Genomic DNA, 14183 nt, shown 5'->3' on the forward strand with positions numbered 1-14183 from the left:
CCCGGCGGCACGCACCGAGGGCACCCCGCTTCTTTGCCGGGCTGTCACTATGCCGTGCGGCGGGGCAGGAGAGCTGCGGCAAGTTCGCGCCATTCACGCTCGGGCAGCGAAGCGGTGTCGGCGGTCAGTACTTGCAGGCAGACATGGTCGGCCCCCGCGTCGATGTGCTCCTGAACCCGTCGGCGGATCGCTTCCGCGTCCCCGTAGGCGACGATCGCATCCACCAGCCGACGGCTCGGGCCGCCGACGATGTCCTCGTCGCCGAAGCCGAGTCGTCGCACGTTCGCTTCCTGATGCGGTGCCGAGAGGTAGCCGGCGACGTGGGCCGTGGCCACGTGGCGGGCGCGGCTCAGGTCGGTGTCGAGCACCACCGCCTGCTCCACCGCGAGGAAGGCGTTCGGTCCCATGATCCGGCGCGCCTGCTCGGTGTGCGCGGTGGACACGAAGTAGGGGTGTGCGCCCCAGGTGTGTTCGGCGGCCAACTGCAGCATCTTCGGGCCGAGGGCGGCCAGTACGCGGCGCGGGGCCGGGTCCGCCGTGGGGCCGTGGGCCGGGACCGCGTCCATGGCCCGCAGATAGCCGCGCATGGTGGTCACCGCTCGGCCGCGGGCCGGCACGGGGTAGCCGTCCAGTTCGTGGACGGTGTCGTCGACGCGATGCCCGCCCAGGCCCAGTACATAGCGTCCGGGAAACGCCTCGCCCAGCGTACGTGTCGCGGTGGCGGTGGCGATGGGGTCCCGGAAAGCGATGTTCGCGATGCCGGAGGCGACGACGATGCGCTGGGTCGCCGAGAGCAACAGCCACGCCTGCCCCACGGTGTCGCGGCCGAACGCCTCCCCGTACCAGATGGCCCCGTACCCCAACTCCTCGATCTCCGCTGCCGATTCCCTGACCCGCCCGGCGGGCTGCCCCTCGTAGGCGAAGGTCCATATCCCGACTCGTCCCAGCTCTGTCCGGCCGCTGTCCGTCATCCGCACTCCTCAGGCAACGCGTTCCGGAGAGGTTCTCCGGTTGGCGGACGCTAGCATACGGAGAACCTCTCCGCTTGGTGACCGGAACTCGAACGAAAGGCGCGACGATGCCGACCGCACAGGGACAGGACCCCACGCGACGACCCCGGCGCACCGATGCGCGGCTCAACCGGGAACGCCTCCTCGCCACCGCGCGAGAAGTGTTCGCCGAGGCCGGCCCGGAGGCGTCCCTCAACGAGATCGCCCGCCGGGCCGGCGTCGGCCCGGGGACTCTGTACCGTCACTTCCCCAACCGCTCCGCCCTGCTGGCCGCGGTCCTCACAGACCGGATCGAGACGCTGTACGCGCTGGCCGGGACACTGGCCTCCTCGGAATCCGCCGACGAAGCGCTGACCCAATGGCTGCGCGCCTTCCTCGCCCACGCCAGGATCAACCAAGGGCTGGGAAGCGCGTTGCTGGTCGAAGAGCCGGTCCCGCTCGGGCTCGACTGTCACCGGCTGATCATGGACGCGGCAGCCGGCCTTCTTTCCCGCGCCCAGCGGCAGGGCACCGCGCGCACCGACCTGGCCGCCGACGACCTGGTCCAACTGGTCGTCGGGATCGCCCTGTCAACAGCCCGCGGCCACGACGCGGAACAGCCCGACCGGCTGCTCGCCCTGGTGCTCGACGCCACGTACGGCAGACCGCCGCGGAGCCGGTGACCGCGGCAGTCGACGCGAACGGCTCGGCACCTCGGAAGGCGAGGCCGCCGCGCCACCTCACATTTCGCAGGGCTGCGTTGTCGTACTGGTGAGGACGACAACAAAGGGGACTTTGATGAACGACTTCCAGGCCATCGCGGACCGCGTCGAGATCGAGGCACTGCGCGGCGAGTTCACTGACGCGGCGATGATGCGCGACCGGCCCCGCCTGGCGTCGCTGTTCACACCGGACGGCGTTCTGCGCATGCCCGACGTCCCTGTCGAGCTGACCGGCCGCGGGGCGATCCTGGCAGGTGCCGAGCAGTTGCAGAGCCGGTTGGACTTCTTCGTACAGACCACACATCCCGGCACGATCCAGATCGACGCCGACAGGGCGAGCGGCCGCGCCTACATCCAGGAACTCGTGCGGACCCTCGACGGACGCCAGGGCCTGAACTACGCCATCTACCACGACCGTTACCAACGCACCGACGAGGGCTGGAAGTTCGCCGAGCGGGTCTACGAGGTCAGGTACCTCGACTCCTCCCCCCTTCCGGGCACGGCACCCCGGTCGGCACATGGGCCACAGACCGGCGCCGCAAACGCAACGGCCGCCCCGGCGGAGCCATTCACCCGGGCCGCGACGGCCGAACGGCTCGAGCGGGCAGCCGACGCGCTGCGGTCGAACGGCTTCGCCGCCGAGATCCTCGACGACGCCGCACAAGCGCGCACCCGCGTCAAAGAGCTGATCCACGAGGGTGCCGGCGTGCTCACCGGAGCCAGCGAGACGCTCCGGCTGTCCGGCATCGACGAGGACATCAACGCCGGCGGCCGGTACGACGCCGTCAGGCCACGCATCCTGGCCATCGACCGCGCCACCGGCGCCGACGAGATCCGAAGACTGGCCGCATGCCCCGACTTCGTCGTCAACAGCGTCGCCGCGGTCACCGAGACCGGCTCGCTCGTACTCGCCTCGGGCAGCGGCAGCCAACTCCCCGCCAACGCGGGCGGCGCCGCCCACGCGATCTGGGTCGTCGGCGCGCAGAAGGTGGTGCCCGACCTGAGCACAGCCCTGCGCCGCGTCGAGGAACACGCCCTCCCGCTGGAGGACGCCCGCTCCCGGACGGTGTACGGGGTGCCGAGCGCCGTCAACCGTCTGCTCATACTCAACGCCGAACCCCGCCCGGGGCGCGGCACCGTGCTGCTTCTGCGAGAGGCCATCGGCTACTGACCCGGACCCGGTCCGGCCGGCGCATGGACCCGGGCTCCGTCGTTGACGGCGGTTCAGCCGCGCAACGCGGCGAGGATCTTTCCGATGCGCCGCCTGCGCGTCTCCGGCCCCCAAGCCCGGGCGTGGCACCGCGCCCCGGCCGTCCCAGCGCGGCCGGGGCGCGGTGCCCCGGCCGCCCCGGCCGGCGGCGGGTCAACGAGACCCGCGGCTACTCCGCATAGGGCTGGTCGGTCCCCCGGTCGCTGTAGCCCAGGCTCCAGATGTAGCCGTCCGGGTCGGCGAACGTGCCGCCGTACCCGCCCCACGGCAGGGCGCCGGCCGGCTTGAGGACCTTGGCACCGGCCTTCTGGGCCTCCGCCATGACCTCGTCGACCCGCGCCTCGCTGCGCACGACGTAGGTCAGCACCAGCCCGCTGAAGCCGCTGCCCGCCGGGCCCGAGCCCACCTGCTCGGCCAGACCCTCGCGTCCGTAGAAGCCGACGGGCGAGGCGCCGTCCGACTCGAAGAACACCGAGATGCCGTAATCGTTCTTGATCTTCCAGCCGAGCCCCTCGGTATAGAACTGCTTGGCCCTGTCCATGTCGCGGACTCCGAGGAGGATGGAGCTGACGTGCGCTTTCATGCCATGTCTCCCTGTATTTCAGGTGTACGTGCGCAGAGCCCCGCGCGGGGGCCGGCACGGCTGTCACAACTGCGTGGGATCGCCGGTCATAGGTAATGACAGGACCGGACGAAGGAATGTGACAGATGGTGGAACAGGACTGGCTGAGCGCACGGTTCGCCGAGCACAAGAGCCGCTTGCACGCGGTGGCCTACCGGATGCTCGGCTCCCCCAGCGACGCCGAGGACGCGGTACAGGAAGCATGGCTGCGGGTGAGTCGCGCCGACACCGGCCAGGTGGAAAACCCGGCCGGATGGCTGACCACCATCGTGGCCCGCGTCTGCCTGAACATGCTCGAGGCACGCAAAGCCCGGCGCGAGGACCCGACCGGTACGCTGCCGCCCGAGCCGACCGCGCCGCACATGCCCGCCCAGCCCAGTGGCCAGGCGGCCGGTCCGGAGGACCAGACACTGCTGGCCGACTCGGTCGGTATCGCACTGATGGTGGTCCTTGACACGCTGACCCCCGCCGAGCGGCTCGCGTTCGTCCTGCACGACATCTTCGCGCTGTCGTTCGCCGAGATCGGCGCCATCATCGACCGCTCCCCGGCAGCTGCCCGGCAACTCGCCAGCCGGGCCCGGAACCGGATACGCGGAGCGGCCGACGCCTCGGATGCCGCGCGGTCCCAGAAGCGGGAGATCGTCGAGGCCTTTCTCGCCGCGGCCCGCAGCGCGGACTTCACCGCTCTGCTCGAACTGCTCGATCCGGACGCCGTGGCCATACAGTTGCGCGGCGCCAACGAAGTGGCGGCGTTCTTCGCGGGCCGGGCTCAGGCGGCCCGGCTCGCCCTGGTCGACGGCACCCCGGCAGCCGTCTGGTCGCAACGCGGCCGTCCGAAGGCCCTGTTCACCTTCACGGTCCGAGACGACAAGATCACCCGCATCGCCGTCGACACCGACCCGGACCGACTCAGCGCTCTGGACGTCGTCTTCCTGTCCGCCCGGGACAAGGACCTGCGGTGACCGGCACGGAGCTCGAACTCGCCGCCTGCGCTCTGGCCGTCCACGACCTCGACGCGGCGGCTGACTTCTACCGTGACGCGCTCGGCTTCGAGGTCCACGACGATGCCGTACGTCAGGGGGTACGGCGCGTCGCCGTCCGATCACCCGCGCAGCCGGTCGTACGGATCGTCCTCGAAACACCGGACGCGGACCCGGCCCTCTTGCCGTCCGACCGGCAGGCGATCGAGAGCCTGATGGCCCGGGGGCTCCTGAACCGTCTCGTCTTCGCGACCAGCGATTGCGACGCGGTCTTCGAGCGCATCGAGGCCACGGGCGCCGAGGTGATGCAGGAACCGATCAACCGGGCCGACGGCGTCCGCGACTGCGTCTTCCTCGACCCCTCCGGCAACATGCTGCGCTTCACTCAACGGCTTCGTCCGGGAGCGCCGGGACGGTAGTGACCGAGCCTCAGGCAGCGGGCTCGGCTTGGCGCAGTTCGGCCTGGCCGAAGAGGAGGGCGTAGCCGCCGGGGAGTTGGCGCAGGATGCGGGAGATGAGGTCGGGTCCGGCGAGGCGTGCGACGACGGTGAGTACGGCGCCGGTGTCCCAGCGCGCGAGGGCGGGAGTCACTCCGGTACGCGAGGCCAAGTCCTTGACGAAGCCCCAGCCGGTGGGGTGTTCGACATCGGGGATCTGGGCGGTGAGGCTCAGGGCAGCCTCGAGAGGCAGGCTCTGGGCGAGGTCGACGCGTTCGTCGCCGGTGACCTGGCGGCCGAGTGCGGCGAGGACGGTGTGGACGGCTTCCGCGGCACGTTCGCGGGTGGGGTAGGCACCCTCGTAGCGCACCCGTTCCAACATCTGGTCGAACGTCATGGCCGCATGGGACGGGTGCGCTCGAAGCTGGTCGTACATGGTGGAACGGTTGCCTTTCTCGTCGAAGGTCGGGGATGGGATGGCAGGCGCGCCCGGCAAGGCCCGGCGGCGCGGGAGGGCTTGGCGGCGCGGGAGGGCCTGGGGCACGGGAAGGCCTGGTGGCACGGGAAGGCCTGGTGGTGCAGGGGGCCTGGCGGGCGGCGCGGGAGGACGGGGGCCGATGAGGCGTCGACCCCCCGCCCTCCGCCGTCGTAGCGAGGCGTGTTCAGCCGGCGATCTGCTTGTGGTCGGCGTCGCCGCTGATGCTGATCTTGCGGGGCTTGGCGCGCTCGGCGATCGGGATGCGCAGGGTCAGAACGCCCGCGTCGCAGTGAGCTTCGATGCGCTCGGTGTCGAGAGTGTCGGCCAGCACGACCTGGCGGGAGAAGACACCGAGGGGCCGCTCGGAGAGCTCCATCTGCACGGTGTCGCCCTTGGCGGCCGGTCGGCGCTCCGCCTTGACGGTCAGCATGTTCCGCTCGACGTCGATGTCGATCGCGTCGGGCTTGACGCCGGGGAGATCGAAAGCCAGCACGTACACATCGCCGTCGCGGTAGGCGTCCATCGGCATCACCGACGGCTTCGACCAAGTCCCGGTCGTACCCGAGAGCTGCTGAAAGATCCGGTCCATCTCGCGGAACGGGTCGGTGCGCATCAACATCGCGAAACACCTCCAGTTGGTTCGGGCAGAAACTGCCAATGCGCTTCAACGTGCCTCTGTTGTAGCATGTCATCGGAACGATGACAACCAAGATGTCATCGAAAGGACGACAGACTGACGGAGAGTGCCATGCCCGAAGCCTCCGAACCGAGTGCGCAGGTTCCCTTCCTCGCCGCCGCCGCCGCACTGGAGACCATCGACCTGGTGGTGAAAGACGCACAGCGATCACCGGCCGACCTACCCACCGCCACGACCGCCCCGGCAGGCGACTCGGGCCCGCACCCCGCCCTGGCCGCGCTCCTGATGCTCCGCGAGGTCCGCGAGCAGCTCGCCGGCTGGGAGAGCGGCCTGATCGAAACCGCCCGCGGCCAGGGAGCGAGCTGGGCCGACCTCGCGGGCCCTCTCGGGGTCGCAAGCCGCCAGGCCGCCGAACGCCGCTACCTGCGCCTGCGCCCCGGCACGGCCGGCAGCACCGGCGAACAGCGCGTCCAGGCCACCCGCGACTCACGCGCCGCCGACCGCAGCGTCACCACCTGGGCCCGGGACAACGCAGCCGACCTGCGCCGCCTCGCCGGCCAGGTCACCTCGCTCACCGGCCTCCCCACCAGCGCCCAGTCGGCCGTCGGCGACCTGAACGAGGCCCTGGCCGGCAACGACGCGGCCAGCCTTGTCCGCCCCCTGGCCGACACCCGTGCGCACCTGCGCCCCGAGGACTCCGAACTCGCCGAACGCATCGACGCCCTGACCCGCCATACCGAACAGATCCGTCAGGACGCCCACGACCAGCGCAGCACCTGACCGCCTGGCCGGGCAGAGCGACCTTTCACCCTGCTCGCCGGGCCTTCAGGAACGTGACAGCCGGGCCCGTTCCTCCGCATCCGCGTCGAAACCGACCGGCTCCCAGCGCTTCACCAGCAGTGCGGTCAGCCCCAGTACGGGGGCGGCGAGGATGACCCAGTACACCCCGGTGCCCAGGCCGCTGCTGAGGATGGGGAAGAAGAACAACGTCAGCGTCGAACCCAGGCGCAGCACCGCCTGGTTGAAGCCGATGCTGACGCCGCGCATCGAGGTGGGAAAACCCAGCGAGGCGTAGCTCATGATGTGCGCGCCGGGGCCGAAGCCCTGGGCGAACATGAACGCGCCGAGCATCAGGATGCCGGCCGTCACCACGGCCGTCCCGCTCGGCTCCCCGATCAGGCCGAGCACCGTGATGGCGGCGAACTGGATCGCGAAGCCCAGCGTCATCATCGGCCAGGCGCCGCGGGTCGAGGCCCAGCGGATGCCGAGCAGGCCGCCGGTCAGGGCGAAGAGGAGGTTCAGGGCGAAGGAGGAGGCGATCGTGGTCAGCGGACCCTGGGTCATCAACGTCGCGATGATGATCGGCAGGCCGAACGCGACCGCGTTGTAGCCGAACGTCTCCGCCAGACCGACCGTCACCGACTGGATGGTGCGCGTGCGGTAGGGCGGGGTGAAGAGCCGGGCGTAGGCGGCGAGCCCGGGCCGGGGCGGGCGGGGCGCCCGCGCGGGCACATCATCGGCGACGCGCGCGTCCACACCGTAGGACTGGCGGAGGATCTTCGCCGCGCCTTCCAGGTCGCCCTGGTCGGCGGCCCAGGTCGGGGACTCGTTCATATAGCGCTTGCGCAGGAGCAGGACCAGCAGCGCGGGAATGGCGCCGAAGCCGACGGTGAAGCGCCACAGCCAGCCCAGCTGGGCGTCGGGCAGCAGGAAGTACAACAGCATGATCACCAGGTAGCAGCCGCTGGTCGCGCTGTACCAGGCGGGCGACCAGGCAGCCGTGCGCGAGCCCTTGCTGCCCTTGCCGCGCAGCCGGGAGAACTCGGCGAGGAAGGCGATCGCGACCGGGATGTCCATGCCGACGCCGATGCCCATCACGAAACGCGCGACGATCAGCGTCCACACGTCCTGGGCCAGCGCGCACACCAGCGCGGTGACGACGAAGAAGAGCATGTTGGCCATGAAGACCCGGTAGCGTCCGATCCGGTCCACCAGCCAGCCGCCGACGAGAGCGCCGACGAGGGAACCCACGCTGATCGAGGCGGTGACCGTGCCGGCCATGGCGGAGCTGAGCCCGAACTGTTCCGTGATGTCGGGCAGGCCGTAGGCCAGCGAGCTGAGGTCGTAGGCGTCGAGGAAGATGCCGCCGAGGGCGATGACCACGATCATTTTCGCGTGACGGCCGCGGGCTGTGCCCGAGTTGACGAGATCGGACACATCCGCCGCGGAGCGGATCAGTACCGTGCCCGACGTGGTCGCCGGGGCCGTGCTGCCGGACAAGGGGGAGGTGGAGCTCACGAGCGCCTTCCGGGGTGGTGCGGACGTACCGGCGAATCGTCGCATCGGCCGGAAATCGTCCGTACACACGTCCGCATGATGGTCATCGACGTCTGCATCACGGACGCCATCACGAGCGGCATGGGGGGGCGGACACGTACTGTCACTGCCCGAGCGGGTCCCGGGCCCGGACGCCCGGTCGGCAGCTGCGGGCGCCGACGGATTCCCGCATGGTCGACGCCCGCGGTTGAGGCGGGCCCGCTCGTGTCCAGGGGAGCCGGGCGCGATCGGAGCCTGCCCCCTCATCCTGTCCCTGCCCGGCAAAGGTGGCCTCTGAAGCCGTCACCCTCGCGACACGGGTCTCTCCGTCACCGTGTTCGCAAGGGTGACGGAGAGACGATCGGGGGCCGTTCGGCTCAGGTGCCGCAGTTGCCGGACGCGGGTTGGCCGGCGAAGCGCTGGCCGAGCCACTCGAGTGCCGGGCCGTTGCCCTGGATCGCCGTGCCCACGTGGGACTGCCCGGCGAAGGACGTCCACTGCACGGCGTTGCCCTTGGCGCACCAGTCGGCCCGCAGCTTCTGCCCGACCGCGTAGGGGATCGTCTCGTCCGCGTCCCCGTGGTACACGAATGTGGGGGCCGACGGGCGCTTGGTCCCGATCAGGTGCTCGCCGATGGCCCGCTGCCACTCCGGCCGCTTCAGCGGGTCGGACGTCGTGACGTCCTCGATCGCCTTGCCGCGCCCGGCCTCCAGAGCCGTACCGACGCACTCGCTTCGTACTACCGCGGCGAGCTTGCGGCCTTCGTCGTTGAGGTATTTGCCGAGGGCGAGGGACGGGCGGGCCGCGTTCTGACCGACGGCGGACATCAGCAGGTATCCGGCACTGTTCCCGCCCTCCAGCGAGTCGGCGACCTTGGTGAGATCGGCCGGAACGCCGCCGCTGGCCGTTCCCTTGATTTTCAGCTCGGGAGCGTAGGCCGACGCCATCTCGGCGGCCTTCGCGCTCGCCGCGCCGCCCTGCGAATAGCCCATGATCCCGACCGGCGCACTCGCGCTGACGCCGTACTTCGCCGCCTCCGGGTGCCGCTGGGCGGCACGCGCCGCGTCGAGCACGGCGCTGCCCTGCGCCTTCGCGACCATGTAGGTGTGGTCGCCCGGGGTGCCGAGACCCTCGTAGTCGGTGACGACGACGGCGTAGCCCCGCGCCAGCGCGGCGTTGACGAGCGGGGCCTCGGCCGTCGTACCGTCCGGGAACCCGGCGGAGGGCGCGCACTTGTCGCCGAGACCGACCGTGCCGACGGCGTACGTGATCAGCGGGCGTGGGGTGGCCTTGCCGTCGTCAGGGACGATCACGGTGCCGGAGACCGCGTTGGGCCGTCCATTGGCGGACGTCGAACGGTAAGTGATCTTCCAAGCCTTGGTGGAGGTCGGAACGCCCGGCGTGTACTGGAACGAGGAGGCCTTCGAGTCGAGGATCCGGCCGGGTGTCTTCTTCTTGCCCGGGTGCTTGGCCTTTTTCTTGCCCGCGTGCTTGGCCTTTTCGGCGGCCGGCACGGCGGAGGGGGCCGAGCCGGTCGTGTCCGAAGCGCCGGACGGAGCGTGCGCGCCCTGCGCCGTGGCGGACCCGGGGAGCCCGAGTACCGCCACCGCGAGGACGGTACCAGCGGCCATCGATCGTCTGCGTGAGGCTGACATCATGCGGCTCTCCCAACTCTCCTGTGGGCAAGGGGGGTTGGAAAGCACCGTACTGACCCGTCAGTAATACAGCCATAGGCGTGCAGCGACCGCAGCGGCGTCGGCGGCCGGGCGGGCCGGGGGCCGGTGCCCGGCGCCCCGGGAGTCGCGCTGCCGCTCTCGCCGGCGGCCAGTCGCCCGCCACCCGTCACCCGCTGCCCGCCGCCGTCAACTTCCGTAGACGCGTGTTGACTTCCGCCCATAGTGCAGATTCACTAGAACTCGACTGATGCTCTCGCACTATGAGGTAGTGATGCAGCAGCTGACAACGAGGGGCCTCACCGCTGGAAGGACGCAGGGGACCGCGCTGAGCCGGTGGGCGGCGCATCCCGGCCCGGGGAGGTGCGGGACGCTGTGATCGTCTACCCCTTCACGGCGGATACCGTCGTTCATTCGGGCATCGCCCGGGTAACCCTGGCCGGTGAACTCGACATGGACACCTCCCGCCGAGTCCGGGACGCGGTGGCGAGTTGCCTGGCGACGCGGCCGACGAGTCTCTGCCTCGATCTGACCGGTATCTCCTTCTGCGACTGCGCGGGCCTGAGCACCCTCCTCACGGCACGGATCACCGCTCTGGAAGCAGGCGCGGATTTTCTCGTCGAGGGTCTCGGAACGCCGGTGGCGCGGCTGCTCTCCCTGATCGGGGCCGACAGCGTCTTCACCGGGAGGCAGACGCCCGCGAGCGCGGGGTCGGCTCACCGCGGAACAGAAACGGCCGCAACTCGCCGCGATACGGCCGCGGCCACCGCCACGTCGCGGGTCCGGGACCTTCTGACATGATCGTGCGGTCTGCCACCTGCAAGGAAGCATCGATGCCTGCATCCTCCCCGCACAGCCGCCCCATCAGAGTCCTGTTGGTGGAGGACCACGACATGGTGGCCGAGGCCATACGCCTCGCCCTGGAGCGCTCACCCGACCTCCAGATCGTGGGGCACGCGATGTCAGTGGCGTCGGCATTGGCGGACGCGAAGCGATACGAGCCTGATGTCGTACTGATGGACAGACGTCTGCCGGACGGTGACGGGATCACTGTCATCTCCGATCTGCTGGCACTCCTGCCGGACGTACGCGTACTGGTCCTGGCGGGCGAAGGGAACGGGGCGGTGGAGGCACGCGTCGCGGAGGCAGGCGGTGCCGGCCTGATCCTCAAAGCCCGCGGACTGCGCGAACTGGAGGACGCCGTTCGTCAAGTGGCAGCGGGCGAGCTGGTGTTCAGCCCGGACCTGCTGGGCGACGTACTGGGACAGCTGACCGGCAGGGCGCCCGGCCTCGGCGCGAACCTGACTCCGCGAGAACGGCAGGCTCTGCAACTACTGGGGCAGGGACGCACCACCACGGAGATCAGCGATCAGCTGGGAATCGCTCTCAACACAGGGCGCAACCACGTACAGCGGGTGCTGGAAAAGCTGGGAGCACGTTCGCAACTGGAAGCCGTGACGATCGCGCGACGTGAAGGACTCCTCACGTGACGCAGGAGTCGACGCGCAAACAAGCGGCACCGATGTCGGAAGCGGCCTTCACCCTGCTGGTTCAGGGAGTGCTCGACTATGGCATCTTCATGCTCGACCCCCAGGGCCACATCATCAGCTGGAACGCCGGCGCGGAGCGGATCAAGGGATACCGGGCCGAGGACATCGTCGGACAGCACTTCTCTGTCTTCTACCCGCCTGAGGACCAGGCTTCCGGCAAGCCGCAGTGGGAGCTCGAGACCGCCGTGGCCGAAGGCCGACTAGAGGACGAGGGCTGGCGCGTCCGCAAGGACGGATCCCGGTTCTGGGCGAACGTGGTCATCACCGCCCTGTGGGACGAGAAAGGAGTGCTGCGCGGATTCGGCAAGGTCACCCGCGACATGTCCGAACGGCGGGCAGCTCAGCACGCCCTCAGCGAGCGGCGGCGGTTGTTCGATCACTTGGTCCAGGCGCAGGAGACGGAACGACGCCGCATCGCGTGGGATGTCCACGACGACTCCATCCAGGCCATGGTCGCTGTCGCGATGCGGCTGGAATTGCTGGCGGACCGCGTGCCCGAGTCGTACACCGCGGAACTGCACCGCCTTGACGCATCGGTGCGCGAGGCCATCGACCGCCTCCGCAGTCTGACCTTCCGGCTGCATCCGCCCGGCATCGACCGGCACGGCCTGATCGAAGGACTGGCCAGCCACTTGGCCGATGTCGTGGGTTCCTCCTGGGGGATGGCTTACACATTCGAGCACCAACTGGACCGTGAACCCTCGCCCGAGACAGCCATCACCATCTTCCGTATCGCCCAAGAAGCTCTGCTGAACGTGCACAAGCACGCACGTGGAAGCAGGGTCGACGTCCGTGTCGCCTCGGCCGACGGAGGCATCGTGACGCGTGTCGTGGACGACGGAACCGGCGAACCGATGCCCCAGGACGGTGCCCGCGATCACTTCGGGGTCATCGAGATGCGGGAGCGAGCCGAAACGGCAGGCGGCTGGTGGTCCATGCACAGCCGGCCCGGAACGGGCACGACAGTCGAGTTCTGGCTGCCGAACCCGCGTCCCGTCCCGGCAACGACACCTGAACCGGCGAAGGACGCGCCGTGACCGCGACGGCCGGCCGACCTGGTCCCCCGCTCAGCGTGCTCCTGTGCGACGACAACGCCATGCTCCTGGAAGTCCTGAGCGAGGTCGTGCAGGCACAACCCGATCTGGAGGTCGTGGGCACCGCGTGCAATGGCGAGCAAGCGCTGCGACTCGCATACCGGCGGCAACCGGATCTCGTGGTCCTGGATGTCCGCTTCCCCGGTGGCGGACCCAGCGTTGCCAGGGAGATCGCACAATGTTCACCGGGCAGCCGGATCGTGGCGTTTTCCGCCTATGACGACAAGGGCTCCATAGAGCAGATGAAGAACGCCGGCGTTTTTGAGTACGTACTTAAAGGCGCCAGCAATCGGGAGCTTTTCGCGGCACTGCGCCGGGCGGCAGCGACCCGGTGAGGACCGGCTCAGACCGATACGGTGCGGCCCCTCACGGAGTCTTGCCTCGCGCACCTCTATTGCTTGGAGCGGGGCGGGAGTGCGGCGCATTCGCTCCGTACTCCCCCACTCCCTGCTCTACTACTCTTTGCCCCCTCGGTCCTGGCCCAGATCGCAAAGCCGAGGCATGATCTGCACTTCTCGCCCGCCCCTGATCCCGACTTGCCGGGCATCGCGCGCTTGCGGGCACCGCACACGACCAGCCGGCGAGGTGAACAGACCATGGGGGAAGCAGGGAGCGGGAAGTCCGCGCCCCTATACTGCCTGCAATTGGACTCCTTCCGTCGGCACTTGGGCGGCTTATAACATGGGTCCGTGGCGGGTCGCCCTGCCACGGCTGGCCCCCATTGCGGCATCATTGCGGCGTCGGGCAGGGTTTCGGGGGTAGTCGGCCCGTGTGAAGCCGGGCTGCCAGGGAAGCAAGGCGGACTGTATGGGCCGGACAGCGAGCGATGACGGACGACCGTCGGTGCCGACGGCACCCCTGTCGGTTTCCCGGCTGTTCGAGGCAGGCCAGGGCATCGCGACCGCGCGGCATCTGGCCCGCGACTTCCTGGCAGACGTACGATCCGTGCACGGGCTTCCCGTGTCCCCGTCGGCCGTGAACACGGCAGAGCTGGTGGTCAGCGAACTGGTGACCAACGCCCGCAAGTACGCGCCCGGGCCGTACCTGCTCACCCTCGTGGTGGGGGACGGCACCATCGATATCACCGTGCAGGACGGCAACACCGACCTTCCGGCCCTTTCGGCGCAGGATCCGAGCCGCATCGGACAGCACGGTCTGGAGGTCGTGAAGGCGGTGTGCCGGAACTTCCAGGTGCACCGGGAACCGGCCGGTAAGCGCATCACCGCGACTCTCGGGCTGTCCGATGATCCGGCCGGGCCCCGGGCCTGATCGCCGGTAGCCGGCGGGTCGCGCGCAGGGCATGCGGCCGGGGCCTATGGCCGACCCCGCCCGGAGCGCCCCGCTGCTGTCACCGCGGAAGAAGCGTTCGGCACGAATTCCACCCGGACCGGGAGCGGAAAGGCCGGAAGGCGGGAAGACAGGAAGGCAGGAAGCTTCCACGCGACCGGATACAGCCGCTCCCTGTAATGGATTCG

16 protein-coding genes are annotated in these 14183 nt (G+C 69.7%); 10 read left to right on the forward strand and 6 right to left on the reverse strand.

Going from position 1 to position 14183, the window contains the following annotated elements:
- Window positions 1-47: 47 nt before the first annotated feature.
- Entirely contained in the window at window positions 48-971 is a 924-nt protein-coding gene (locus IE226_RS04420) for a TIGR03620 family F420-dependent LLM class oxidoreductase (RefSeq protein ID WP_190079662.1), read from the reverse strand.
- A 107-nt stretch (window positions 972-1078) separates the two neighbouring features.
- Between IE226_RS04420 and IE226_RS04425 the strand changes: the two genes are divergently transcribed.
- Window positions 1079-1672: a TetR/AcrR family transcriptional regulator gene (locus tag IE226_RS04425; protein ID WP_190079663.1), complete on the forward strand. Its 594-nt coding sequence runs from the start codon at window positions 1079-1081 to the stop codon at window positions 1670-1672.
- A 115-nt stretch (window positions 1673-1787) separates the two neighbouring features.
- Window positions 1788-2882 carry a nuclear transport factor 2 family protein gene (locus IE226_RS04430; protein WP_190079664.1) on the forward strand — a complete coding sequence of 365 codons (1095 nt, stop codon included), beginning with the start codon at window positions 1788-1790 and terminating at the stop codon, window positions 2880-2882.
- 208 nt (window positions 2883-3090) lie between these two features.
- Here IE226_RS04430 and IE226_RS04435 read toward each other — a convergent pair whose 3' ends face one another.
- Complete coding sequence (locus IE226_RS04435) at window positions 3091-3504, reverse strand: VOC family protein (protein ID WP_190079665.1); 414 nt, start codon at window positions 3502-3504, stop codon at window positions 3091-3093.
- Between the two features lie 125 nt (window positions 3505-3629).
- On the opposite strand from IE226_RS04435, the gene IE226_RS04440 reads away from it, so the two are divergent.
- A complete protein-coding gene (locus IE226_RS04440) occupies window positions 3630-4505 on the forward strand; it encodes a sigma-70 family RNA polymerase sigma factor (RefSeq protein ID WP_190079666.1) in 876 nt (291 codons plus the stop codon).
- Window positions 4502-4942: a VOC family protein gene (locus tag IE226_RS04445; protein ID WP_190079667.1), complete on the forward strand. Its 441-nt coding sequence runs from the start codon at window positions 4502-4504 to the stop codon at window positions 4940-4942. The genes IE226_RS04440 and IE226_RS04445 overlap by 4 nt, the downstream gene beginning before the upstream one ends.
- Window positions 4943-4952: 10 nt before the next feature.
- Here the strand turns inward: IE226_RS04445 and IE226_RS04450 are convergent, their stop codons facing one another.
- Complete coding sequence (locus IE226_RS04450) at window positions 4953-5396, reverse strand: DUF2267 domain-containing protein (RefSeq protein ID WP_190079668.1); 444 nt, start codon at window positions 5394-5396, stop codon at window positions 4953-4955.
- Between the two features lie 226 nt (window positions 5397-5622).
- Entirely contained in the window at window positions 5623-6057 is a 435-nt protein-coding gene (locus tag IE226_RS04455; protein WP_190079669.1) for an Hsp20/alpha crystallin family protein, read from the reverse strand.
- Between the two features lie 129 nt (window positions 6058-6186).
- On the opposite strand from IE226_RS04455, the gene IE226_RS04460 reads away from it, so the two are divergent.
- Window positions 6187-6855: an HSP18 transcriptional regulator gene (locus IE226_RS04460; RefSeq protein ID WP_190079670.1), complete on the forward strand. Its 669-nt coding sequence runs from the start codon at window positions 6187-6189 to the stop codon at window positions 6853-6855.
- Between the two features lie 45 nt (window positions 6856-6900).
- Here IE226_RS04460 and IE226_RS04465 read toward each other — a convergent pair whose 3' ends face one another.
- Together IE226_RS04465 and IE226_RS04470 are read right to left on the reverse strand one after the other, a co-directional pair.
- Window positions 6901-8373 (reverse strand): MFS transporter, encoded by a 1473-nt coding sequence (locus IE226_RS04465; RefSeq protein WP_229870485.1) that lies wholly within the window; start codon window positions 8371-8373, stop codon window positions 6901-6903.
- A 395-nt stretch (window positions 8374-8768) separates the two neighbouring features.
- Window positions 8769-10022: a lipase family protein gene (locus IE226_RS04470; RefSeq protein ID WP_190079671.1), complete on the reverse strand. Its 1254-nt coding sequence runs from the start codon at window positions 10020-10022 to the stop codon at window positions 8769-8771.
- A 417-nt stretch (window positions 10023-10439) separates the two neighbouring features.
- On the opposite strand from IE226_RS04470, the gene IE226_RS04475 reads away from it, so the two are divergent.
- The 5 genes from IE226_RS04475 (at window position 10440) to IE226_RS04495 (ending at window position 13977) form a co-directional block, all read left to right on the forward strand.
- Entirely contained in the window at window positions 10440-10865 is a 426-nt protein-coding gene (locus IE226_RS04475; RefSeq protein WP_190079672.1) for an STAS domain-containing protein, read from the forward strand.
- A 32-nt stretch (window positions 10866-10897) separates the two neighbouring features.
- On the forward strand, window positions 10898-11554 hold the full coding sequence (locus IE226_RS04480) for a response regulator transcription factor (RefSeq protein ID WP_190079673.1): 657 nt from the start codon (window positions 10898-10900) through the stop codon (window positions 11552-11554).
- Window positions 11551-12651, forward strand: a complete 1101-nt coding sequence (locus IE226_RS04485; RefSeq protein WP_229870486.1) for a PAS domain-containing sensor histidine kinase — start codon at window positions 11551-11553, stop codon at window positions 12649-12651. Before IE226_RS04480 ends, IE226_RS04485 begins: the two co-directional genes overlap by 4 nt.
- A complete protein-coding gene (locus IE226_RS04490) occupies window positions 12648-13043 on the forward strand; it encodes a response regulator (protein WP_229870488.1) in 396 nt (131 codons plus the stop codon). The genes IE226_RS04485 and IE226_RS04490 overlap by 4 nt, the downstream gene beginning before the upstream one ends.
- A gap of 508 nt (window positions 13044-13551) precedes the next feature.
- Window positions 13552-13977 carry an ATP-binding protein gene (locus IE226_RS04495; protein WP_229870490.1) on the forward strand — a complete coding sequence of 142 codons (426 nt, stop codon included), beginning with the start codon at window positions 13552-13554 and terminating at the stop codon, window positions 13975-13977.
- The last annotated feature ends 206 nt before the right edge of the window (window positions 13978-14183 follow it).

The organism is Streptomyces longisporoflavus, assembly GCF_014649775.1.
Taxonomy (GTDB): domain Bacteria; phylum Actinomycetota; class Actinomycetes; order Streptomycetales; family Streptomycetaceae; genus Streptomyces; species Streptomyces longisporoflavus.

Bases quoted from the DNA above. Each gene is read 5' to 3' on its own strand.
- IE226_RS04420 (WP_190079662.1), bottom strand. From the start codon at position 971: ATGACGGACAGCGGCCGGACAGAGCTGGGACGAGTCGGGATATGGACC.
- IE226_RS04425 (WP_190079663.1), top strand. From the start codon at position 1,079: ATGCCGACCGCACAGGGACAGGACCCCACGCGACGACCCCGGCGCACC.
- IE226_RS04430 (WP_190079664.1), top strand. From the start codon at position 1,788: ATGAACGACTTCCAGGCCATCGCGGACCGCGTCGAGATCGAGGCACTG.
- IE226_RS04435 (WP_190079665.1), bottom strand. From the start codon at position 3,504: ATGAAAGCGCACGTCAGCTCCATCCTCCTCGGAGTCCGCGACATGGAC.
- IE226_RS04440 (WP_190079666.1), top strand. From the start codon at position 3,630: ATGGTGGAACAGGACTGGCTGAGCGCACGGTTCGCCGAGCACAAGAGC.
- IE226_RS04450 (WP_190079668.1), bottom strand. From the start codon at position 5,396: ATGTACGACCAGCTTCGAGCGCACCCGTCCCATGCGGCCATGACGTTC.
- IE226_RS04455 (WP_190079669.1), bottom strand. From the start codon at position 6,057: ATGTTGATGCGCACCGACCCGTTCCGCGAGATGGACCGGATCTTTCAG.
- IE226_RS04460 (WP_190079670.1), top strand. From the start codon at position 6,187: ATGCCCGAAGCCTCCGAACCGAGTGCGCAGGTTCCCTTCCTCGCCGCC.
- IE226_RS04470 (WP_190079671.1), bottom strand. From the start codon at position 10,022: ATGGCCGCTGGTACCGTCCTCGCGGTGGCGGTACTCGGGCTCCCCGGG.
- IE226_RS04480 (WP_190079673.1), top strand. From the start codon at position 10,898: ATGCCTGCATCCTCCCCGCACAGCCGCCCCATCAGAGTCCTGTTGGTG.